At 33.2% G+C, this 25690-nt stretch carries 17 protein-coding genes; 10 read left to right on the forward strand and 7 right to left on the reverse strand.

Translation table 11 applies throughout. The features are described 5' to 3' along the window. The first annotated feature begins 1 nt into the window (after window position 1). Window positions 2–1381, forward strand: a complete 1380-nt coding sequence (locus IMCC3317_RS02445) for a pentapeptide repeat-containing protein (protein WP_160127920.1) — start codon at window positions 2–4, stop codon at window positions 1379–1381. Between the two features lie 7 nt (window positions 1382–1388). Here the strand turns inward: IMCC3317_RS02445 and IMCC3317_RS02450 are convergent, their stop codons facing one another. Next, window positions 1389–1586, reverse strand: a complete 198-nt coding sequence (locus tag IMCC3317_RS02450; RefSeq protein ID WP_160127921.1) for a hypothetical protein — start codon at window positions 1584–1586, stop codon at window positions 1389–1391. Window positions 1587–1671: 85 nt separating this feature from the next. On the opposite strand from IMCC3317_RS02450, the gene IMCC3317_RS02455 reads away from it, so the two are divergent. The 7 genes from IMCC3317_RS02455 (at window position 1672) to IMCC3317_RS02485 (ending at window position 9935) form a co-directional block, all read left to right on the forward strand. Continuing rightward, window positions 1672–1929, forward strand: coding sequence for a type II toxin-antitoxin system ParD family antitoxin (locus IMCC3317_RS02455; RefSeq protein WP_160127922.1), 258 nt, complete (start codon window positions 1672–1674; stop codon window positions 1927–1929). A 986-nt stretch (window positions 1930–2915) separates the two neighbouring features. Continuing rightward, on the forward strand, window positions 2916–4130 hold the full coding sequence (locus tag IMCC3317_RS02460) for a multidrug effflux MFS transporter (RefSeq protein ID WP_160127923.1): 1215 nt from the start codon (window positions 2916–2918) through the stop codon (window positions 4128–4130). Window positions 4131–4505: 375 nt separating this feature from the next. After that, window positions 4506–6680, forward strand: coding sequence for a T9SS type A sorting domain-containing protein (locus IMCC3317_RS02465; RefSeq protein ID WP_160127924.1), 2175 nt, complete (start codon window positions 4506–4508; stop codon window positions 6678–6680). Window positions 6681–6925: 245 nt separating this feature from the next. After that, window positions 6926–7840, forward strand: a complete 915-nt coding sequence (locus IMCC3317_RS02470; RefSeq protein ID WP_160127925.1) for a hypothetical protein — start codon at window positions 6926–6928, stop codon at window positions 7838–7840. Between the two features lie 3 nt (window positions 7841–7843). Beyond that, window positions 7844–8632: a hypothetical protein gene (locus IMCC3317_RS02475; protein WP_160127926.1), complete on the forward strand. Its 789-nt coding sequence runs from the start codon at window positions 7844–7846 to the stop codon at window positions 8630–8632. Continuing rightward, window positions 8610–9269, forward strand: coding sequence for a hypothetical protein (locus tag IMCC3317_RS02480; RefSeq protein ID WP_160127927.1), 660 nt, complete (start codon window positions 8610–8612; stop codon window positions 9267–9269). Before IMCC3317_RS02475 ends, IMCC3317_RS02480 begins: the two co-directional genes overlap by 23 nt. A 219-nt stretch (window positions 9270–9488) precedes the next feature. Next, entirely contained in the window at window positions 9489–9935 is a 447-nt protein-coding gene (locus tag IMCC3317_RS02485; RefSeq protein ID WP_160127928.1) for a hypothetical protein, read from the forward strand. Between the two features lie 161 nt (window positions 9936–10096). Here the strand turns inward: IMCC3317_RS02485 and IMCC3317_RS02490 are convergent, their stop codons facing one another. Together IMCC3317_RS02490 and IMCC3317_RS02495 are read right to left on the reverse strand one after the other, a co-directional pair. After that, window positions 10097–11317, reverse strand: a complete 1221-nt coding sequence (locus IMCC3317_RS02490) for a bifunctional alpha/beta hydrolase/OsmC family protein (protein ID WP_160127929.1) — start codon at window positions 11315–11317, stop codon at window positions 10097–10099. Window positions 11318–11745: 428 nt separating this feature from the next. Continuing rightward, window positions 11746–13308, reverse strand: coding sequence for a protein adenylyltransferase SelO (locus IMCC3317_RS02495; protein WP_160127930.1), 1563 nt, complete (start codon window positions 13306–13308; stop codon window positions 11746–11748). Window positions 13309–13487: 179 nt separating this feature from the next. Between IMCC3317_RS02495 and IMCC3317_RS02500 the strand changes: the two genes are divergently transcribed. Both IMCC3317_RS02500 and IMCC3317_RS02505 read left to right on the forward strand, forming a co-directional pair. Beyond that, the gene (locus IMCC3317_RS02500; protein ID WP_160127931.1) at window positions 13488–13721 is read left to right on the forward strand and encodes a hypothetical protein; all 234 of its coding nucleotides are present in this window, start codon (window positions 13488–13490) and stop codon (window positions 13719–13721) included. Between the two features lie 422 nt (window positions 13722–14143). Further along, complete coding sequence (locus IMCC3317_RS02505) at window positions 14144–14707, forward strand: ExbD/TolR family protein (RefSeq protein ID WP_228054923.1); 564 nt, start codon at window positions 14144–14146, stop codon at window positions 14705–14707. A 59-nt stretch (window positions 14708–14766) separates the two neighbouring features. Here the strand turns inward: IMCC3317_RS02505 and IMCC3317_RS02510 are convergent, their stop codons facing one another. From IMCC3317_RS02510 to IMCC3317_RS02525, 4 genes are all read right to left on the reverse strand, one after another. After that, entirely contained in the window at window positions 14767–16668 is a 1902-nt protein-coding gene (locus IMCC3317_RS02510) for a GEVED domain-containing protein (RefSeq protein ID WP_160127932.1), read from the reverse strand. A gap of 764 nt (window positions 16669–17432) precedes the next feature. Then, on the reverse strand, window positions 17433–19115 hold the full coding sequence (locus IMCC3317_RS02515) for a patatin-like phospholipase family protein (protein WP_160127933.1): 1683 nt from the start codon (window positions 19113–19115) through the stop codon (window positions 17433–17435). Window positions 19116–19416: 301 nt separating this feature from the next. After that, window positions 19417–21528, reverse strand: a complete 2112-nt coding sequence (locus tag IMCC3317_RS02520) for a flavin monoamine oxidase family protein (RefSeq protein ID WP_160127934.1) — start codon at window positions 21526–21528, stop codon at window positions 19417–19419. 979 nt (window positions 21529–22507) lie between these two features. Next, complete coding sequence (locus IMCC3317_RS02525; RefSeq protein WP_160127935.1) at window positions 22508–25471, reverse strand: leucine-rich repeat domain-containing protein; 2964 nt, start codon at window positions 25469–25471, stop codon at window positions 22508–22510. Window positions 25472–25690 lie beyond the last annotated feature (219 nt).

The raw sequence follows: 25690 nt of genomic DNA on the forward strand, positions 1-25690 counted from the left end.
AATGGATGATTCAAAAGAAATTGAAAATCTCAAAAAAGAAAATGAAGAATTAAAAAAAATAATTACTGATAGAGATAAGAAAATTGAAGAAAATAAAAAGAATAGGAATTGGTTTTTAAAAAAAATTGCAACTCCAATAATTGGTGTTAATTTAAAGAATAGTATTATTAATTCTATTGATGAGTTTAATGAAAAAAGGATTTTATCAAAAGATACTATTGCTGATTTGGGAGCTAACATTATATGGAGAATCACGAGAATTGGAATTTTTGCCGTTATTATTGGTCTTTTACCAACTATTTTATTGATTCAACAAAATAGATTGTTAGGAAATCAGAATCGTAAAATTGAACAACAAACAAGTCTTTTTAAATCTCAAAACAAATATATTAAACAACAATCATTTCTATCTGAAGCGTCGAGAAGGTCAGCTCAAATGATAATATTAGGAGACATTTTGAGTGATTTAAATAAAGAACTTCAAGATAAAAATAATACTAAAAGGATTTTATCTGATGCGTTAGTGGGAAGGATAGTTAGTATAAGTTCAGTCATGAAACCCTATTATTACTTAGAAGATGGAGAATTAATAGATAAACCATTAAGCCCTGAAAGAGGACAGTTATTAATCTCATTAATGATAAGTAAGATTGATACAGCATTTTTAAAAGAAAATATACTAAAAAAATGTGATTTTACTTATTCAGACTTACAAAATACAACTATAGAGAATGCATATTTAAGTGAAGCTAAACTAGCTAACTCAAGCTTTAAGGGATCAAAAATTTTTAATTCTAACTTTAAATTCGCAAATCTAAGTGGAAGTGATTTTAGTTATTGTATGGTTGCTGGAGGTAGCTTTAAACAATCATTCTTGACTAATGTTGATGTTTCTAATTCTAGTTTTTCAAATACAAATTTGGAAAATTCTGAAATGCGCAGGGCACGTATAATTAATGTGAATTTTGGAGGATCAAATATCAAAGGTGTGAATTTTAGAAATTCCATTTTAAATAATGTGAATTTAGGAAAAGTTGATATTGGAAAATCTGTTTACATAGACAATAGAAATTCCAAAATTATGAAGGACGATTTTTTATCTCGTCCATTTCCCACAAATACTAATTTCAAAAATGTGAGATATATTAATAATATAACTGTTGAAAGGAAAGATTGGTTAGAATTTGTAAAAGATAGTCTAAAAGTTAAAGGATTGGAAGATTTGACTATAACATCTCAAATCGGTAATCAAAGTGAACACTTTGGTCATACACATGGGCGTGATGGAAAAAAAATTAATTTATATGTTTTAAAATTAGAAGATTCTTTAGTTGGTAAAGTTAAAGATATCAAAGAATTTGTTTTAGGTCAACAAAACTGAATTTATATCACTCAAACTTCCCAGTTCCATAATTAACTCGTCTCTTAAAGTCAATAATTTCATCTTTTAGTTTCTTATTGGCATTTTCAATAAGTTCATTTTGGAGTTTCATAATCTTTAGTAAATCGTGAACTGCATTCAGATTATCTAGTTGTGTAGATACGATTTTCTCTAAGTCTGCTTTTGTATATTTTGGAAATGGCATTACACAAAAACCTAAAATTAAACTTTGTAATCACAAATAAATCAGCTAAATTGCACCAATAGTATGATTATTTAAACATTTGATGATGGCGACAATTAGAAAAACAATCACATTTACGGAAAAACAAGATAAATGGATCAAATCTCAAATCGAAGCAGGAGAATTTACAAATGATAGTGAATACCTTCGAGATTTAGTACGACATGATATAGCAAAAAACACCAAATTCTCAGCGCTAAAAGCAGCAATAACGGAAGGTATGGAAAGTGGAATTAGTGAGAAATCTGTTCCCGATATAATGAAAGAAGTCGAAGAACGAATGAAAGCAGATGGGCGATTATAAACTATCACGAAAAACCGAAATTGATCTTTCTAAAATCTACGAATACGGAATTGAAACGTTTGGACTAAAACAAGCCAAAGAATGAGGCTTTCTCAAAAGATTTGAAAAGCGTCATTCTGAATTTATTTCAGAATCTCATCATGCTAATTTTCAAAGGCTATGTGAAACTGAATCAAGTTCAGTTTGACGTAAATTTTACTTTTTAGAAAGATTTTTATGTAACTACTACAAACGGGATTTTAATTGTTCGCGTATTGAATCAAAGTACCGATTATGGAAACAATATATAACTTGATGACATCAGTAAAATCATTTCTCAAAAACCCGAAACTAAGTAATTTCATATAATTGACTGAGATAGTTAAAACATGTGAAAGTTCAAATCCACGAGAATCGCATGTTTCAAACTTTCTTAACCATAGTTCAGAATATTAAATTCTCAGAAAATCATTCTAATAAACTTCCGCAACAATCTCAAAAACCAATGCGATTTAGTTTTTTGAACATAAACGTTATTTACAACAGTATAGTTAAACTGACAATTCTTAAAGTTAAAATGCTTCATAGATACTATTTTTAAAGGGTTTTTAATGATTTTAGTATAATCTGCAAAATGATATAATTTGTACTATAATTTATATTATGTTAAATAGGGTATTTCAACAATCACAATCAATCAAGCCAACTACACAATTCTCCCAATCCTCCATTTGCTTTAAATCTCTCCTAAATTAAATAAACCACTTTTTAAATTAAAACTAATCCTTTCATATAATCATTCAAAAACCAAAACCTACCCATGACAAAGTTTCATATCATAGAAATGATAAAAACAATATCTTTTTCAAATAGAAACTCCAATTATGAGTTAGTCACAATCAAGTCTTTATTCTTGACTCTAAATGCAACCTGTGCTGAGTTTATCGAAGTAAGCGATCTTTCATCTTTTCAACTAAAAAACAAACTAGAAACTGTACTTTTGCGCAATGATTCCAAAACAACAATCGCAAACAGAATTTATCATCCTAATGGCATCGCTAATGTCAATTGTAGCACTCTCAATTGATGCCATACTTCCTGCTTTAGACGCGATTGGAATTTCCATCGGAATCACAGAATTCACAGACAAACGACTCCTAATCACCATGATTTTCTTAGGATTAGGTTTTGGACAACTCATTTTTGGTCCGCTATCTGACAGCATTGGTAGAAAACCAGTCATCTACATCGGATTTACATTATTTGTACTCGCTAGTTTTCTCTGTGTCATTGCGACAAGTTTAGAAATGATGATTGTTGGACGAATTCTACAAGGAATCGGACTCTCAGCTCCACGAACCATCAGTATTGCAATGGTTCGCGATAGTTTTAGTGGAGATTATATGGCAAAAATAATGTCGTTTATTGTCGCTATATTTATCATAATTCCTGTAGTTGCGCCAGCGTTAGGAAAACTCATGTTAGATACATTTGGTTGGCGCTCCATCTTTAACAGTCAACTAATATTTGGTGCAATCATCATGATTTGGCTCTGGAAAAGACAACCCGAAACACTGAATCCAAAACATAAAATAAAGCTATCTAAAACACTATTTATCAGTGGCTTTAAAGAATTTATGAAATTCAAAACGGCTATTGCGTTTACACTAATTTCAGGATTTATTACAGGATCATTCATGGTGTATCTAAGTGTGGCAGATCAAATATTTCAAATACAATACGGAATGGTTGAAGAATTCCCGTACCTATTTGCGGCACTAGCCATTTCTGTTGGTTTTGCAACGTTTCTAAACGGCAAATTTGTTCTAAAATACGGAATGTACAAACTAGTATTTGCATTCATGATTTCGTTTACTGCAATTCCAGTTCTATATCTTATTATTTTCTTCGGTCAACCGAATCCAAATGTATATATCTTATTGACTTTCTTTGGATTACAATTTTTTTCAATCGGATTTCTTTTCGGGAATTTACGCTCGTTAGCAATGCAACCACTTGGACACATTGCAGGAATTGGCGCGGCAATCAATGGTTTTGTCTCAACAATAATGGCAGTTCCGATTGCAACATACATTGGCGGATTTGTCACAAATACAGCCTATCCTCTATTCATTGGATTCCTAATTTGTGGTTGTTGTTCCTTGTTGATTCTCTGGATTTTAGGAAGAAATACAAAACAAGTTGCATTAAAAACAACATAGTTTGTAAAAAAACAATCTTTTTCCTAAGTCTATTATAATATAGATGCAAAATAACACGGAATTGATCCTTTTCCGAAGTGTAGCAAGACTTTTTCGTTAAAAATTTTTGAAGCCTTGGAAAAAATTTAGAAAAAGAATTGCGGTTCTAGTTTTTCAAAGAAAAAACTAGAAACACCTCTGGAAAAGCGCACTTTCTTTTGTTGAAGCCTGTGCTGAACTTGATTCAGTATTCTTTGTGCGAGCAAAGACAAAGAAAATAAAATAATAAATACAAGGTGTTTATTCAAATACTTTAAAAGTTTGTCATCAATATTATATTAGTTTGTAAAAAAACAATCTTTTACTTAAGTTTACAACAACTCTCGATCAACCCAAATGAAAAAGATTATTATAACAGCTTTTTTAAGCTTATTTCTCTCCATACCATTTCTACAAGCACAACATTCAGTAGCGCGCGATTGGAATGAAGAATTACTCAGCGCTATTCGTGGCGATTTTGCGCGTCCAACGGTTCATGCACGAAATCTATTTCATAGTTCTATTGTCATGTACGATTCGTGGGCAATTTTCAACAATCAATCACAAACGGTATTCTTAGGAAAAACCTATGGGAATTATACGTGTAATTTCAACGGAATTGCAACACCAACTGATATTGCTGCAGCGCAACATGAAACCATGAGTTATGCAATGTATCGACTATTAACACATCGTTTTGCAAATTCGCCTGGAGCAACCACTTCCCTATCCAATTTTCAAACGCTATTTCAATCTTACGGTTATGATGTAAATTTCACATCAACAGATTACAGTTCAGGTTCATATGCAGCTTTAGGAAATTATTTGGCAAATGAAATCATCAATTTTGGCTTGCAAGATGGCTCAAATGAACAAAATGATTATGCAAATCAATACTATACGCCTTCAAACAGTCCGTTAATTCTGGAGGTTTATGAAGACACCAACGATATCAATCCAGACAAATGGCAGCCGTTGGCTTTTGATGTATTTGTAGATCAAAGCGGAAATGTATTTCCATTAAATACGCCTGATTTTCTTAGTCCAGAATGGGGAGAAGTGACGCCTTTTTCACTCAAACCAGAAGATTTAGACATTATAAATGACGGATTTGACTGTTATGTATACAACGATCCTGGTGCGCCACCATACATTCAAAACTCAAATGAAGATGGAATTGACGATCCGTATAAGTGGCATTTTGCATTGGTTTCATTATGGTCTTCACACTTAGATCCTGCCGATAATACGATGATTGATATTTCGCCTGGCGCGTTAGGAAATCTTGATACAACCGCTTTTCCTCAAACATTTGAAGAATACAAAACATTCTATGATATCTATCAAGGTGGCGATCCGAGTACAGGTCGCAGCCTGAATCCGGTTACAAATTTACCATACACTCCACAACTTGTAAAAAGATCAGATTACGCGCGTGTGTTGGCAGAATTTTGGGCAGATGGACCAGATTCAGAAACGCCTCCTGGGCATTGGTTTACAATCATGAACTATGTCAGCGATCATCCACTAACAGTAAAGCGTTTGAATGGTTCTGGAGTAATCTTAGATGATTTACAATGGGATGTAAAATGTTACTTAACGCTCGGCGGCGCAATGCATGACGCGGCGATTAATATATGGGGAATTAAAGGATATTACGATTACCCAAGACCAATTTCGGCAATTCGGTACATGGCTGGAAAAGGACAAAGTTCTGATGCAACACTTCCAAGTTACGATCCGCATGGTTTGCCATTACTTCCAGGATATATTGAATTAATTGAAACTGGAGATGCTTTAGCAGGTACGAGTGATGAAAATGTTGGGAAAATAAAAATATTTGCTTGGAAAGGACCTGATTATATTAGCGATCCGACAACGGATATTGCTGGTGTTGACTGGATTCTAGCGAGTAAATGGTGGCCATATCAACGTGGAACATTTGTAACGCCGCCTTTTGCAGGATATCTATCAGGACATTCTACTTTTTCAAGAGCTGCCGCAGAAGTATTAACTTTACTAACAGGAACCGAATATTTCCCTGGCGGAATGGGAACGTTTGACATTCCACAAGACAATTTCTTAGTATTTGAAAAAGGACCAAGTGCGTCATTCACACTACAATGGGCAACCTATCGTGATGCTTCTGACCAAACAAGTTTATCAAGAATTTGGGGCGGAATTCATCCTCCGATTGATGATATCAAAGGAAGAATCATTGGAATACAAATTGGCGTCGACGCTTTTGCAAAAGCAACTGAATATTTTGTGTTAAGCACAGAAGAATTTGAATCAAAAACAACGCGAATTTATCCTGTTCCATTCACGAATCAATTGACAATTGAAACTGAAAACGATCAAATTTCCAACTTAGAATTATACAGTATTGACGGACGTTTATTATTTACGGAAACGATTAATTCGAATCAAAAAACCATCAATTTACCAAACTTACAAACAGGAATTTATTTTGTAAAAGCTTTTGGTTTTAATGGGAATGTTTTGTTGCAGGAGAAGGTAATAAAGGAATAATAGGTAAGTAACATTTAGCTTTAATAAAATAGTATTGGCTTGATCTATGATTTTTTCGTCAAGAGACAACAACTGGATTATAAACATAATAATATGCACACAAAATGCTTTAAAATAGTGAGCGTATATTTGAATTTTCAAAATTCTTACACAATATCTTCAATACTTGTAAGTTTTTACCTATATTTGAATAAATAAGTTTCCCCTAGACCTAACTTTTACAATTAAAAAAACAAAAGTTATTTATGAAACGTATTTTCAGATTATTTCCCCTTAGTGTCTTAGCAGCCCTGATGATTGTAATTTCTTGTCAACATGATGATGCTGTGCGTCAAAATGAACAAATTGAAACACTAGAACCGCAACTTAGTATAATAATGGAATCGGGCGAACATTTGCGTACTATTAATCCAACTATCTATCAACGATTATCTGAAACCTCAAGACATGCAGGCGCGTTGGACAATGCAGAAAATGATACCGCAGGTTTTACACTAGATTTGAGCATGGTACAAATCATTGAACGCAATACTTATACACAATACACAACTTCCGTTTTTGATCACGCAGAGTATCAAACTTATCTGATTAATTATCTATTACTTCATTTTGATGATGGTTCGCAATATCAGTTTCTTGTCAAATATCCACGCATTATCACTGATCAAGGTACAGAGCTAGATCGTGCCAATGCCGTTATGGAGCGTATTGACGGCGACACATTGCTACAAGCTGAAAATGATGTTCATCCTTGTTTAGATGGTGTTCCTGAAATTTTGAATACATATCAACAATATAATTGTGAAGAAACACCGTGTACAGGTCGTGAAGGTCATAACTGGGGCGAAAACTGTCCCTGTGCAACTCTTTCTAATTGTACGATGCCAACACGTAGTTGTGGGTGGCAAACGGTCAATGTTTGGACTTGTTCTGGCGGTGGCACACAAGCACCATCGGGTGACGGTGGAACAGCAGATGGCGGAAACAATAATGATCCAAATGATGATCCCAATAATGATGATCCGATTGAAACCGTGCCAATACTTTCTGATTGGGAGCAAATTGAAGATTGTATGAATACCGCATCTTTTACTGAAAATATTCAACTAACTTCAGCCATGGTTGTTTGGTTGCAAACAAATAATAGCCAAATTGCTTGAGCGATGAATGCTATGCTCCAAGAATATTCATGTAGCGAACAAGCTCAAGAAGAAATCTTTGAAGAAATTACTGGATTAATTGAATATGAGTTTACAGAAGCAAATTTTGATCACTTTGCCATTGATCAAATTGATAATGATTGTTTATTAAGAATTGTAAGAGATGAAATCATCAATCGTCTTAATGTTGGTATCATTAATCAAATAAGAAACACAATAGGTCAACAATCTAATTATGTACTAGGTTTTAGAGATAATGATATTCTTAATGGACAAGCGAATGCGGGAACATCTATGCCTTCAGCTTCAGCTATCAATAATGGGCATTATCCGATTATTATTAATTTTGCTGATGATTATCTAGCCAATAATCCGACAAAATTATCTATCGCAACAAATGCTATTCACGAAATGGTTCATGCGCATTTAATTTACCTTTATTTTGAGGGTGAACTGCTCCAGAAATACCCCAACTTCACAGATTTAAAAAGTAAATTTGATATTTACATAGCCAATTCAACCGAAATCAATCGTCTTGCTTTAGAAGATTCTATGCATATCTCAATGGTTGATTTGATAGGAACAATGGCTAATGCGCTTTTTAAATATGCCAAAGATAATCGTATGGACAATGTAACACATGAATATTGTAAAGATGTCACAAAAGGAACATTTTCTGGAACGCCTGCCATGAATATTATTACTCCTGATGTAAACCTACAAAATGGCTATATACTCAAAGCCCAAAATGAACAAAACAATACAGCAAATGCAAAAGGTAAAGATTGTTAAAAGAATAAGTTTTTTTGTATTGATATTACTAATAACAATATCATGTGAGAATAATAAACAAAGTGATGATCAACAATTATTAGAACTGGTTTTGAAACAAAAACAGAGCCAATTCAGCAAACCAATTTACTTAAATCCAAATGGTGATAATAATTCCTTGAAAGATTTTTTTAGATTCCGAAATAGCGAGAATGAAACATTTCGTTTTGCAAACCTCAAGGATTCTAACACGGAAATAGCAAATGATAGTCTGTACATTAAGTATGATACGATTATTTATGAAAAGCAAAAAATCATAAGTAATAACTATATCATGAATGGCAAAGGAATTGATGAAAACGTTGAAACCTTTTTAAAAGACTCTTTTAACTATAAGAAAGAAAGAATTGTCAAATGGGTTGTACCAAAATCCCTGAAAAACATAGTAAACAAAAATAAAGATACTAAAGACTATCTAATCAAAGTTTCTGCGCCTATTTATAATTTGGATAAAAATAAAGCGATCTTGATGACGTTTCATAGATCAAGTAAAAATATGGCTCAACAAAATATCTATTTTATCGAGCGTAAAACTGAAAATTGGAATATCATCTATTCTGAAGAAAGTGATATGTTCCTTGATTTAAGAATAGAATAATAAAAACTCAATAACAGTTTTAAGCGTATCATAAGTTTCTTTATGAATTATGTTTTATTAATAATCAACATACGGACGAATTTTATAACCAAATCGCTTGGATTGGACTAAAAGGGACAACAGCTTGGAATAATTTATCTCCAACCGAGAGAACAACAATCGAAACAGCCATTACTAATGCTATGAATAATAAAACACATAATTGTACCAACTAAATTAGTGCTATTAATATCCTTTTTTTTACAGATAGGATATGGATTTGCACAAGACATAAAGAAAGATAAAATTTATTTAGACTTTTCTCATTACAAAGAAAATTGTGAACATAGCGATCTTGCTAAACACTTAAAAGTAGAAAAAAAAGAGGGATTACAATTTAATCTATGTGGAAAAGCAGTCTTTCTGCATCCATTTGAATACAAGTCAGATACAATAAATAATAAATATTTGAGTAATTATTCACTTTCAAAAATTGAAGAAATTGACCAACTTATCATAAATTGGCATAGAAAAACAAAACCTTTATTTATAAAAAAATTCGGAGAGGTATATCCCAAGACAACAAACAAGAATAATATGTTTGAAACATATCTAATTGAAAAATTCAATAACGATTGTTTTATTCTATATCAAGTTTATTGGAAAAATCAAGAGATACAACAATAACGATTAAAAATCCAATCTCTTTATCAGAATTATGCCAAAATGGTTGCGCTATAGTCCAAAATTCATACTCATAAACTAGCTGGAAATATTTATGATTTCATAGCAAGAAAACTGATCATTAAAATAGTCCGAAAATCTAAAATTCCAACAATCCAAAAAGTCTAACCAACAACCAAACTCTCAAAAACAACATTCCCAGCCAACGTCTTATGTACAGGACATTTAGCTGCAATTTCTTTTAAGCGTTGTTTTTGTTCATCGGTAAGATTCCCAACGAACTTTAATTTCTTTGTAATGAAGTCAAGCTTTGTAGGCTTTTCCATCGGAATGTTCAATTCTACATTGCTTTTCTTGCTGTGAGAAATGTAAACAAATACTTCCTGTAAATCCCATTGTTTACGATCTGCGTACATTTTTAATGTCATCGTTGTACACGCCGCTAAACCTGCATATAAATATTGATATGGCGAAGGTCCAAAATCATCGCCACCAACTGAAATTGGTTCGTCGGCAATCATCGTATGGTTTTTGGTTTGAATTTTTGTAGTAAATTTATCTTCTACCAAATTCAAATGTCCAACCAAGTGTTCGCCTTCGGTATTAATCATTTGGTTTTCTTGCTTTGGAAAATAGCGTTCTACCCAAGTTCCAATCATATTTCCTGCGTAGCGACTGTCTCTTTCGTTTGATAATAAATGATCGGCGTCGTCCAATGAGACAAAACTTTTCGGATGATGCGCACTTACATACAATTCCTTTGCATTGTCAATTCCAACAATTTTATCAATTGGCGAATGTAGTATTAGTAATGGTTTGCGTAAGTTTTTGACGATTTTTGGTAAATCCGTTTTATCAAAATCTGACATAAATTCGTTGTTAATTGTAAAAGGTCTTCCGCCAATATTTACTTGAACATTTTCGTTTTCAGAAATTTCATCAACTCCATGTGAAAATAAATGCTTTACATGACTCACATTTGATGGCGCGCCAATGGTAGCAACCGCTTTTATATCATCTAATTGTGAAGCCGCAACCAAAACTGCTGCGCCACCAAGCGAATGTCCGACCAATAAGCATGGTGCTTCATAATTTTCTGTCATGTAATTTTGAACCGCTAATAAATCGGCTACATTTCCTGAAAAGTGACTTTCTGCAAATTCGCCCTCACTCCTACCCAAACCTGTAAAATCGAAACGTAGTACGCCAAAACCATAGGATGTCAACGTTCTGCTGATGTTTTTTACGGCGCTTAAAGTACTGCTACACGTAAAACAATGTGCAAATATCGCATAGTAATTTGGTTTTTGATTGGCTGGTAATTCTAAGTATGCGTTTAGGTGATTACCTTGTGCGTTTTTTATTTGGAGTTTTGTGCTATTCATTTGATTATTTTTTTATCATAATAATTATTCTTATAAATAACTATTACAACATTTAAAGATATTATTAGATAAATACATCATTATTAATTTCTCATTTTCTTTTTCTTTGTTCGCCCAAAGAAAAGAAACAAAAGAAAGGGCATTTTTCCAGAGGTATTTTTACCCGAAAAGGCTAAAACCGCATTTGTTTTTCTAAATTTTCTCCAAGGCTTCGAAAATTTTTAACGAAAAACACCTGCTATACTGCGGAAAAAAAATAAGTTTCAAATTACATATTATACAAATTTCCAATACAAACTTGATTTTTTATTCCCGATAGTTACACTAGGTATTTTCAATTAAAATGTATTTTATTTTCAATAATGCTCGAACTGACAACTGAAAACCGTCAACCGAAAACTCACAACTGACAACTCACAACAAAAACCCTACGAACTACACGATAACATAGAACAACCAACTTTGTTTCGCGCCCATTCTGGACGTTTTGCGTACCATTTTTCAAATTCTGGTTGTTCGTTATACGGACGTTTTAAAACTTCGTATAATTCGTTTAAAACTTCGTAGTTTCCTTTGTTTGCTGCATCAATCGCTAATTGTGCCATGTAATTTCGCAATACAAATTTCGGATTGACTTCGTACATTTTGAATTTCCGCGTTTCATCTCTATCAACTTCTTTTTGCAACCGTTCAAGGTATTTTGTAAACCAAGTTGTCCAAGCATCCGTTACAGAACCTGCGAGTTCTAAGGGTTTGTAGAACGATTTGTGTATTTTCTGAAAAGCTTCTTGCGGTGTATTTTTCTTTTGTATTCGAGGTAATTCGCGGAAGAAAATCGTCATGTCGGTTTCGGTAAGTTGCAGATTTTTCTCTAAATCTTCAATTAGTGTTTCTTCCTCTGCGTTAATTTCGGCTAGACCGATTTTATCAGCCATCATTCTAACATATTTCTGATCAAAATTTGTTTGATAATTCTCTAAGATATCTTCCAACGGTTTTGCTTCTTCAATCAACGGAAATAACGCATTTGCCAACTGAACTAAGTTCCAAAGCGCAATTCCTGGTTGATTTCCAAACGCATATCTATTGTGCTGACTGTCAGTTGTATTTGGTGTCCAATTTGCATCATAACCTTCCAGCCAACCGTACGGACCGTAATCAATGGTAAGTCCTAAAATGGACATATTATCTGTATTCATAACGCCATGAACGAATCCGACGCGTTGCCAATTTAATACCATTTCTAATGTCGAATTGACTACTTTTTGAAAGAAAGCAACATATTTTTCTTTTCCTTCTGTTTGAATGTCTTTGTGAAAATATTTGATCGTATAATCAGTTAATTTTTGAAGATTTACCACATCTTTTCGAGCTGCAAATAGTTGAAAGTTTCCAAAACGAATAAAGCTTGGCGCAACTCTACATACAACCGCACCTTTTTCATAAGCCTGATTTCCGTCGTACAACATATCTCGTAAAACTTCGTCGCCTGTGAGCGCAATTGATAAGGAACGCGTTGTCGGAACGCCCAAATAATGCATTGCTTCGCTACATAAATGTTCACGAATTGACGAACGCAAAACGGCTAATCCGTCAGCAGTTCTGGAATATGGCGTTGCTCCTGCTCCTTTTAGTTGTAATGCCCAACGTTTTCCATTTGCACGAATTTCTGCGAGATTTATGGCTCTTCCGTCGCCTAATTGTCCTGCCCAATTTCCAAATTGATGTCCGCCATAACACATTGCGTACGGCGAAGTTTTTGGATAGACTGTTTTCCCTGAGAATGTATGCAGAAATTCTTCAGCATTTGTATCACGTTCCAATTCAAGCATTTCAGCAACTTCATCAGCCACATGAATTAGTGTAGGATTTGAAGGAATTCGTGGTGTTGCAAACGAATAACACGCTTCAAATACTTTGCGTCGTGTATTATTTTTATCAGGATCGGCAGGTAATTCTTTGTTGAATGTATCTTGTATGTTGAGTTTCATGTGTGGCAATTCTTTTTATAGGATCAAGAATTTGGCTTAAATCTATATATTTTTTAAGAAGTGTAAAGATACCAATTATTGTTAGGTACACAATATGTTCAGTACTGAACGCATAATGTTCTATTTTTTGGCATAAATTTTGATGTTAACATTTCTTTAACATTAAAACCAAATATATTATGAAAAAACAACATTTAAAAAGTTTACAACTTAACAAAAAAGTTATTAGTAATTTCAAAAATCGTAGCCTTTCAGGTGGCGCAGTTGCTATAACGGCAGATCAGAACCAATGTCCAGATAACACATTAGCTGGAGGATGCGGATCGCTTGGCGCTTGTCCTATTACATTTTGGTGTCCAACTGAATATAGTCTAAATAATTGTGACATTAAATCTTTACCTCATGCATGTTAGCAGGCTTAGAATTGAATACATTAAATTTTGGCTCATTTAGAGCTAAGAAAGGTCAAAAGAAATTTTGACCTTTTGTTTTTTATAACTCTTCACACTATACTCTTAACTCTTATTTATATTTTGGTTACTTAAATTACTGCTGATTCATTGAATATGTGTTGAAACCTTTTGGTCTACCATAGTATGATTTTGTTTAGATAAATATAAGAAATATTTTCTATGAGAATATAGAAAAGAAAAGCATTTCAGAACGATTTTCACTCGATTTTACCTTCAAAATTTTAATAAAAAATACAAGCTTATTTTTTATACGGAACCATCAGTTATAAATTGAAGCTATTGAAATACAGTTTTTTGTAATATTTTTTTTTTTGGTATTAATTTTGATGTTAACATTTCTTTAACATTAAAACCGAATTATTATGAAAATGTCCAGAAAAACCATTTCAGGCGTAAACGCAGGCTCTATGGCCGATATTGCGTTTTTATTATTAATCTTTTTCTTGGTAACCACTACGTTTACCGAAGATGAAGGAATTAGAGGCACAATGCCAAGTCCGTGTCCCGAAGGCGTAGATTGTAGCTCCGATGTTGCACAAAAGAACATTTTTTCTATTCAATTGAACAGAAATAATGAATTGATGGCAAACAACGAAACAATTTCCGTTGACAAACTCCGAGAGAGTGTAAAAGCTTTTATTGACAATAATGGCGATCAGTCTTGTGAATATTGCAATGGAGTTAAAAAAGTAGACATGTCTGATAATCCTCAGAAAGCTATTATTTCTATTCAAACAGATCGAGAAGCTTCGTATGATCACTATATCGGTGTTCAAAATGAATTGGTTGGCGCGTATTATGAGTTGCGAGAGGAATTGAGCAAAACTAAATTCAACAAAACCGTTGAAGAACTAACCGAGGAAGAATTGACAATTTTGAAAGAATCGTATCCGTTTCGAATATCTGAAGCTGATTTGAATCAATAATTCAAAAGCCCGATACGTACTAATGTATCGGGCTTTTTGGTTGGGGGAATTTTTTATTTTTATTGTTTGATAAATTTCTTTGTTAATGTTTGAGTTCCGTCTGAAACTTCAATGAAATATATTCCAGATTTTAGTCTCTCTACATTAATTTGATTGTCTACAGTTCCCGTTAATAAAGCTTGCCCATATAAATTGATAATTCTGAACGATTTTGCATTTCCAGTATCTAACTTTATGTTTAAGACATTTCCACGAACAGGATTTGGGTAAATAGTTAAGGTATTTTCTTCTCCAAATTCGTCTGGTGTAGCTATACTATTTACTTTTGAAGCAGCAGTATTATTTTTGTCTTTGGAATTTGTTGTTGCTGTTCCACGTGCGGCATATGATGTATTTAAAGCAACATTATCAATAGCAAGATCCGCTTTCCAAGTTGTACCAGTAATTCTATTGAAACGTAGTTGTACGCTTGCGCCAACATATTGAGAAAGATCAATGTTTGCATTTAACCAACGATCTCCTTTGTTTCCAGCTTCGCTCCAAATAGGAGTCCAAGAAAGTCCATTATCATCACTTGCTTCTAAAGCTAATGTTCCCATATTATTTGCTCCATACATATGATAGCTAAAACTAAATGTTGCACTTGTTTCGTTGCTTAAGTCATAACAAGGCGAATTGATAACTGCTTGTTTGTTAGGATAACCAGTTCCGTTACCTGAAGCTTCTACATAAATATACGTATTTCCATCGGTTGCATTTGAAGGTCCAGTTCCATTTGAAGGTGTTCTATTATAATCATATATCCAATTGATATCATCTTGTGTAGATTGTGTCCAACTCCCAAGTGTATTTTCATAACTTTCTGTGTATGGAAATGTATTAATTCCGTTGGTACATCCATTGTTTACTGGAGCTACTGTGATAGTTCGTACAGCTTCAGTTGCATTGTTTCCTGCTGTATCATTTACATTGTAGCGCACTGTGTACATTCCAGCGAAAGCGGTATCCACATCTCCAGTAATGTTAATGTTTGGTGTTAAATTTTCGTCTATATTATCCGTTGCAATCGCGCCAAATTCTGTGTATTCATCTCCAACATTTAAGTCGATCGTTTCTGCTCCATTTAATGAAATTACTGGTACTGTTGAATCACGAAGTTCCGAGATAATGTTTACAGTATAATCTTCTACTTCTCCATACGTAAATTCTTCACATGGTTGCGGAATTGCATCATATTTCATAGCAATACGCATTCTAGTATGTCCATTTGGTATTGATGTTGGTATTGTAAATGTTCCGCTAATTGATGCTTGTGTTGTAGGTGATTGCGAAAAAACTTGTTCTCCTGGATCAAAAAAGTCTCCATCTTGATTGTAGTCTATCCAAACCGAATATCCTTCATTGTATGCTGTAGTAGTCCAGCTTGGAGTAATGGTAATAGTACATTCTCCATTTTTCATTACATCGGTTACAATTTCTGTAAATTCAGAATAAAAACGTGCATCAGAGCCGTTGTCAATACCTTCACATTGAATTCTGGCAATATATTCCTCATTTACGTCAAAACTACGCGATTCACAGTAGTATACTGGAATATCTTCTAAAGTTGTAATGGTCGCTTGATCACTTTCGCGAGATTCATTTCCGGCAGTATCAAAAGCAGTAACGTAGAATGTGTAGGTTGTATTTGGTGATAAACCTGTCATTACAAAATTTGTTTCCGTAAGTGTTTCCACAAGGACTCCATTTTGAAATAATTTGTAGCCAGACATGTTATAATTATCTATGGATGCTCTCCAAGATAAATCTGTGGCAGTTTCTGTTGTATTTACCGCAATAACATCTTCTGGAATAGTCGGTGCTTGATAGTCTTGAGATGTCGTTTCTCCAGACTGCTGAGTTTGTGCTTGTAAGCTAATCGCTAAAAGAACTAGCACAACGAAGTGTAATAATTTTCTCATGATTTTGATAATTTAGGTTAAGTTCATTTAATAATTTTGGGCAAATAATCTGTTAAAACAGTTTTACCATTTTGAAATAAACATTTAGGGCAAAATGTATACTTCGAGGGCTTTTTTATTATTAATAGTAAACATGCTTGATTTACAATGGTTTTTTTTAGTGTTTGATCAATTGCTCTAGAAACATCGATTAAATACATTATTTTACCGTTAAAATACTCTTTTTTAAATTTCCAAGAAAGTAAATCTTTACAAAAGTATCTAATTTTTTTATATTGAATTAATGTTTTGCCTTAATAAAAATAAGGTAATAACGTATAAAATGCTTTTTTCATTTTATTTTGTAAAGCAGGATATCGAGTCTTTTTTTTAGAAAAATAGGTATTTAAGTCATCTAAATGACTAAAATAAGTAATTAAATTAGTGTAAGGTTTCACTGAAAAGTTTTTACTACATATGTAGCTTAAAATTGGTTTATCTTTATGTAGATTTCGGTGTGAGAGTCTGTTAGGTATTTTTAAGTAGCGTATCGATCTAAAAAATTATCAGGAGTAAATCAATATTTAAATGCAAAAAAACCACACTGTACTTTTTATACAGAATGGTTTCGTTTGGTTCACTAAATTCTATTTTTTACCTCAGAATTAATGAATTTTTATTTTCTACAAAGACTTGAAGATTTTAACGAAAAATAGTTAATGCACCTTCATAAAGTGTATTATTTACAAAGTATATTTTCATTCGTTACATCAAACTAACGTAAACTATTGTTTTAATGCTTCCACATGAAACATTGGGTTTTCGTTGAATTGTTTCCAATCACTTTCCAAAGCAGTGTAAAGTGCATCTACAGCAATGGTATCTTCTTCAGAAAGTTCTACCTTTTTATTCTTTTTTAGTTTGAGGATATAATCCATCAACTTATAACACGTTGTAAATTGACCACAAGCAATGAGTGTGTCCATACGATCTTTGGCAATATCAGTTTTGTCCCACCAAAGTGTAGTTGGTGTTTCAGAAGCTGTTAATCCTACGTTCTTTAATAATGTACTTGGTGCTAAACTGATGTTTTTATTATACCTGAAAGTTGTTGTATACGCTGTAGCTTCTCCATTTAATTCATACACAGTCGATGTTATTAGTTTGTGTTGTAAATCTCTATCTGAGTATAATAAACGATAATTTAAACGTCGCACTTGCTTTAAAAATATATCATTTACCATCAATACTGTAGAAGAAACACGTTCTGTAAGCATGCGTTGTACCAAACCAATACTTAGTTTTTTGAAGCTCAATACATCGTCTACTAAAGGTCCAGGCACGTTTTTCTTAAATAACGATGCTATGGAACGAACAACAAAACCTTTTACAATTCCTGCCACAAGTCCACCAATTGTCAGCACTAAACCAAGTCCTGTTATAATTCCGCCAATAATGTAGAATGCTGGCCACGCTTTTCCTTTGATAATTTCTAATGAATTTAAAACCATCATAAGGATTCCTAAAAGCAGTATAATAAGGTATAACGGTTTTACTTTTAAGTATCCTAATACTTTAGAAACAGTACTTTTAATGCTCGCACTTTCGTTCAGGTTTTTTGGTTCTGGTTGCCACGGAACCATTTTAAAACTTCCCACATCATTGATAACCATTAAATCCAAATCACGATCACGAGTTTTGCGTTGTCTGCTAATTTTCATCATGCTTCCAATTCCTTGATTATCAGCAATTCCTCCATCCATAATTCCGACGCCATCGCAAAAACGTTCTAAATTTTTTAGTGATTTATAGTCTGAACTTTGTTGATTTTTTATATAATCATCAGGAAATACAAGCGGCTCAAATCCTAGAGGAAAGCAAGAAGATGAAGCGACAATATCCGCTAATTGAATTTCGTTTTTAAGATTATTTACTTGTGTATTATTCAATGGTTTATTACCAAACATTCCTGTATTTTGAAACCGAAATGCCAATCCGAATGAAAAATCTGTTGCATTGAAACATACATGTTTTAAATGCTCAGAAGTTGGTGTTTCAAAGTGTGAAAACTCACCTTTAAAGATATCCATGTCAGCATACGTAAGCGCAAATGCATTAATTAAAGATCGTTTTTTATGCGGATTTGCTTTCCAAACTTCATCATTCCCCAATTTGCCAATCGCTGTTTTTAGTAATTTATCATTTTCAGGTTCAAAAGAAGTATAAAATTTTTGAAAGAAAGATTTGAAATCAAAACTAGGATCTTGTACTGCTTTCGTATACGCAACTCCTAATAATGTTCCGCCACTAACGGTACTAAATGCTTCTACATTTTTGGCTAAAGATGCATTTTGGTATTGTATTTTTTCAAAATAAGAAACAACTCCTAATGAGAAAAATGTAGCTCGGTAACCGCCGCCGCTAAAACAAAGTCCGATACTTTTAAATGGAATAAAATCTTCATGCATAATATATGGTATTTTGGTTAGTTGTGTTTTTGAAGGCTACTAAAAAACTTGGGAAGTTTCTCAAATATAGGCATTTAACATGGGATTTGAGTTGTGAGTTATCAGTTGTGAGTTATGGGTTATGTGTTGGTATGTTGGTATGTTGGTATGTTGGTATGTTGGTATGTTGGTATGTTGAAAATAAACTTTTACATTCAACATTTAAAATTCAACATTTATAATTTATAATTTAAAATTCCATTCCCTATTCCCTTTATATGAATGTTAGTATGTTTTAAACTCATAACTCATAACTCATAAACTATTTTTTAACATTTCCAGCAACATCTGGAGCTGTAAGTTGTCCCCAAATTGCTTTCATTTTCACAAGATGTTTGGTTGCATTCATTTGTTCTAGAATGTTATTGACTGAATTGTATGCAGAATCTAATGCGCCAACAATCCAACCGTGATGTACAGAACAGCATTCGCCAGCGATGTTTAACGCACCTTTAAATTCTGGAGTTAATAATGTTGGATATAAATTCTTGAATTGCCCTGGATTGAATAATGCAAATGCACCGCCACCAGCATGTTGATCCCAAAACCATGTCTTTGTCGTTACTTCTGGATGATATCCTGCGTAATGTTCGTAAATATCAACTTCTGGATACATGAACTGAATTCCTTTTAAGCATTCGTTTACACGTTCTTCATCTGTTAATGCGCCCATTCGTTCCGCATCTTGCGCCCACGAATATACTTGTAAAACTCCTTTATCTGCATCATATCCGTACGATGGATATACTATTTGTCTGTTAGATCGATCACTTGCCGAAACTCCTAATCCTGTTTCATACTGACGATTTCCTAAATCTTTCCAAAATTGTTTTTTAAAGGTTACAAATGCTTTGAAAGCTGGCATATAATTGCATTCGCGCAACGCACGTGCTTTTGAAAATGATAAATCGTCAAAGAAATTTGTTTTTTCTTGTCCGCTTAAATACGCACCATTTGGCAACGTACTAATAACATATGGATATTCTTTTTCAACACTTTCTTTTTTCCCGTCTTTAGTTGTGTGATCCATAACCAAACGCATTCCGCCATTTTTATCAAATAACGATTCATCATAAATAGCTTGTGTAACTTTATGATTCATAAAAACACGTTCTTTTTTCTTTGAAGGATTTTTATCTGTATTCGCGGTTCCTTTTGGATCTGCTGGAGGAACTGAACTTGGCGGCTCAGCATCTTTAGTAAGGTTTGGTGGCGAATATCCATATTCGTTATTCTGTCCTTTTTTCATTCCAATCAATACTTGTGCTAGGTTTCCGTCATCTGCGGTAACGCCATTTTCAAGATTCAAAACCGTACGACACGCATCTGGAAAATGTTGCATTCCGTTGTTCATCGTTACCATATAAATGTTTGGATCTTCTAAATCGTATGAATTTTTACTTCCATCCCAATCGTATACAGCAATCACCATTTCCACAAAGGAAACACTATACATTCCTGTGCCAACGTTTACAGTTTCCAAATAACTTGCAATGTTGAATGAAAGATTTTCGCAGGGTGCGCCCATTTTTGGATCGTAATATTCTTCCATATCCGCCAACGTAAATACATTGGTCAAATATGCCCACATGGAATAATTGTCAAAACGCATCAATTTGGCAAAACCTGTTTCAAACGATTTGTTAATCGCTTCAATAAATGGACCGTTTACTTTGTCTAAAATGACATTGATTGGTAAAAATTTATTTCCGTTTTCATCTGTTTTTTCAGTGACCCAAACTTCTGGTAAATCGCCACCTTGTGCTTCTCCAAAATTCATCGAATTTGTATTCGCTTCAGGTGCAAAAATTGGTGCTTTCATATTATTAAAACGCAAACGCTGAAAATCTGAATTGTAATAGAATTTTCGCCAACGCAACATTTTATCTTCAAGTCCATTGCGCTCCAATACATAATTTAGCGATAACGCCAAATGTTGTACTGGCAACATATCATTTGAGAATTGCGGAATCCGCATGCCTCCTACTTCACCGTACAATCCTTTATTTTCTTTACTTTCTGGATCATATTCTGAGGAATACCACGTATCAATTCGTCCGCCAACTCGGTCAGAAGCTTCAAATATTTCAAACTCTAATCCTAATGATTGTAAAATGAGTCCTGCGTACATTCCAGCAAATCCGCCTCCAATAATTCCGATTAAGGGTTTCTTTTCTGAATCATCTGCTTTAAACATTTGTTCTTGAATCAATCCGACTTTTTGGACTTGCGAACGTTGTTTTTGCAATGTTTTTGTATAGTCTTCTCCGTGATTTTCAATAATCCAATCAGAAAATGCTTTGCGAACAGAACCTTTGGCTTTCTTGCCTTTTCCCGAAGATTTGTTTCCAGGATGAAATGAAAAATAACTCATGTATATGGTTTAGAGGTTAGTTTGTCAGTTGTACAACTGATAATTTCAAAGTTAATAAACTGAATACAGAATGGCAATAGGCGTTTTTACGTGATTTCACTTCGACTTCACTTCGACTTCGCTCAGTGACCGCAGACTTCTTGGATTTGCTTATATATCAAGAACGTCACTTCGAGTGAAATCTAGAATAGATTTTGTATCGAGAAGTACTTTTATTTCAAAGCGGTTCTCAACTTTAGTTTATCTTGAGCGATAGTCGAAAGGCTCGAACTGACAACTGAGTTACTGAAAACTGCGACTAAATTCTACACCAAATCCATCAAATACTATTTCAAAGCGGTTCATTAAAGAATAATTGGAGTTTTTTAATGGTTGTCAGCCCTCACTAAAGTGGTTCGAAGCGGTTATTTGTAGCTTTCAGTCGATAATATATAGACTATTTAGGGTTCATTAAGGGTTAAAAGCCCTTGTATAACCGAATATGTTCTTTAAACAACCGCTTCGAGATATTTTGGGATAGCTAAGAGATATTATGACAACCCAAACGAACCTTTCAGGAACTGCTTTTATTCTATAATCAACCGCGTATATCTATTAATGAACATCAAAGAGATACTTATATAACCGAAACGAACCTTTCAGGAACTGCTTTTATTTTTTGCCACGAATGCACGAATTCTTTTTGTTACGTCATTGCGAGGAACGAAGCAATCTGTTGCTCGATAAAAAGATTACTTCCCACGCATCAAGCACGAGGTCGCAATGACGTTTATGAATTATAACTCAACGTCGCTTCGAGTGATTTTGTAGCGAGAGCGGAAAAATTGTATTTCGACTCCGCTCAATAGAACTATCGAGAAGTTGCCACGAATGCACGAATGTTTTTTGTAACGTCATTGCGAGGAACGAAGCAATCTGTTTATTGAGAAGCAGATTACTTCAGTCATACTTCCTTCGTAAGGACGTATTAATAGTTTAGTTATTTCGAATTCTTATCCAAATATCCAGCAATAAGACGTTCTCTTAGTTTTTGTATTTCCTTAGAAGAATCAAGGCGAAAACTTGAATCATTATCGTGTTCTATGGCAATACGAATAGATTCCGTTGTTAAATACCAAGCTTTGTTTATGTTATCAAAATCTAAAACAGGTTTTGCTGTATACGGCAATGCATTATATTGTCCTAAATTCATTGTTTGATCTTTTCGTACCCAACTGCAATGATCTAGTATTATAGGAATTATTTTGAGTTGTTCTCCAACAGGTTTGTTTGCATTTAATTGTTTGGTACGTTTTTGAATAGCCGTTTTTATTTCATGTTCTTTAATATAGTTTGTTGCTAAGAAGTTTGGACTTACCATAAAAAATATCATATCAGCGGTTTCAAAGTTTTCTTGAATTTCTTTGTCCCATTCTGTTCCTGGTTTTAAGTCTGTGCAATACCAAACAGGCGATTCTATTAATCCGTCGTCTTGTAATGGCACTAAACTTTTTATAAATTCATTCACTAATGCTAAGTCATCTTTTGAATAACTGATGGCTACTTTCTTCATTCTCTTAATACTTTTCTCTGTAAACACTTGAAACTGATACAACGGCAATAGCTTACTTCTGCCCTGTTCATTGGTTACTTGAATATTATACTCGTTAGTATCAATACGATTTTTTAAGGTGGAAAGTAGCGCATAATATTTTCCGTCAATGGAAACTTTGGCGGTTTCTGGAAATTCATTGTGTTTTAAAAGTGCTTTTTCTTCTAGATGCTTTTCAATTTCATCTTTAGAAGTCGTTTTTTCTTTTTTGAAATCTTCCCAAGAAATCAATGGTTGTTGATGATACATCTTAGACAAACACAACCATAAATAGCGTTTGTATTTCTGTACATTAAATGTAGTGTCACGTGATTCCACAGAAACATCCAAGCAAAGTTTCGGAATGTTTACCACAATAAATACATTGGCTTTCGGCTTTTCATCTTCGTGTTGAATGAAATAGATCGCATCGCGCCAAAACTTCTTTTTATTGGGTTCTTTTCCAAAATGATGAATTAATACATTAATAAAACCAAACGGAACAAAGTATTGCAATTGTATGGAAAACGCCATGTGTTGCGCCGACACGTTTAGGAAATACCGTTCTTCATCTTGTGTGTATAGCGGTAAATAATTGGGAAATACATACGCTTCAGCATACGTATCAATAAACATGGTTTTTTGTTTTAGCATAAAAGATTCAATCAGTTTGGCGTGCTTTCCTTTTTTTATAGCTTTCCAATCCTCAAAAGAAATCTTTCCTTCCTTTTTTAAAATACTGTCTTGTTTTAGAATGTTTTCGTGAATATGTGTAATAAATGCTTTCGGATTGGCAATGACTTGTGTTTTATCTTCCGATAGAAATAATACACCAGAGTTTTCAAGTAATTGCAATTGGGTCAGCATATTTTCTGCCGAAATACCTTCTATTGTATAGCTTGATCGTTTTTCTATTTTAAGTCCAGCTTCAATACTTTCTGCATACACTTTTTTATAAAAATCAATAACTCTTTCAGAAACTACTTGAGACTCATACAATTCTTGTAATAATTGTTTTTTTAGATATTCTAATTGCAACCTATTGTTATTCTCTTTTATAACATTTACAGGAACTAATTTTTTTAAGAATACATGAAATATACCGTTTGGCGCATCAAAGTCACACACAATTGGATAGTCTTTTGCAAACGCAGATGTTACTTTTTCATCAATCTTATTTTCTACAATAAAGTATGGGTTTTTAGTGCCTTTTTCTAAATATTCTTTTTCTTTGAGCCAAAATGATAATGGATATGTATACGTGTCATAACCATTAGTGTCTTCACCTAATGATATTTCAGTTTGATTTGCACAATAAACTACAATTTGAAAAGCAGTTTTAGAAGAAAAACTTTGATACAAACCATGGTAAAAATCTTGTCCGCCAAAGTCATAATACATGAGTGGCAATATTTCTTTTATCTTTTCCTTATTCTCAAATAATGATTTTACATATGTTGACTCAGTAGGTTTTAATTTATGTTGCGTCACATTTAACACATGTGTTGTATCGGTATGTAAAGCATATGTTTCTTTTTGTAAATAATGTAACAAACTAGATTTTCCTGAAGCATGATTTCCTAGAAAAACTACTTTTTTAGGCATCAATACCGAAATTTTATCTTCTAACTTGTTCTTTGCTAACCATAAATTTAAGAAGTCAATATGATTTTCAAGCAGTTCAAGATTTTCATTTACTGTACAAGGATTGTTATCAATATAAATAGTTTTTAAAAACTTTAATTCACTTAGTGGGTTGAGTTTACTAATTAAATTACTTGAAAGATCTAAATAAGTCAAGGAAGTTAACTTAGGAAGCGATTTAAGGTTGCTTATTTGATTACTTGAAAGATACAACTCAGTCAAGGAAGTCAACTTAGAAATCGGATTGAGGTCGCTTATTTGATTTTCTTGAAGACTCAAATCAATCAAGGAAGTCAACTCCGAAAGCGGATTGAGGTCTCTTATTTGGGTATTGTCAAGATTCATGATAGTTAAGGAAGTTAACTTAGAAAGCGGTTTGAGGTCGCTTATTTGATTATCTGAAAGATATAAACCAGTCAAAGAAGTCAACTTAGAAAGTGCTGAAATATCGCTGATATCATTCTGATAAAGATTTAAAGCTGTTAGTGAAGTTAGATTTTTAAGCGCATCAATGTTGGATATTTTGTTTTCAGATAAGTCTAAAATTTCCAAAGAAGTAAGATTCGTTAAAAAATCAATATTAGAAATTCTATTATTAGATAGGTTAAGTGTGATTAGTTTTCCGTCTTTATTTAATTCATAATCTTTAGTAGGTACATTTATTCCTGTAACAGCTTCTACATATTCCAATTCATTTTCAAAATCTGATGGGTTTATTTCTTTTGACATATAATATGTGTGTGTTGCTTTTTTGGTTTAAATAACAAAAACGTTTTACGAGAAACAGACTGCCGCGTCGCTATCGCTTCTCGCAGTGACGTTGTTCCTGTTTTTTATTAAAATGATAAAACTGAGATCCTGCTTTTCATCAAGATGAGTTCGACTTACAATTTTAAGTGTGTTTATCAACTTCTTAAAATTGAGTCTGACTAAAATACGGAATAAAAT

Origin of the sequence: Kordia antarctica, from assembly GCF_009901525.1 — a bacterium.
Taxonomy (GTDB): Bacteria; Bacteroidota; Bacteroidia; order Flavobacteriales; family Flavobacteriaceae; genus Kordia; species Kordia antarctica.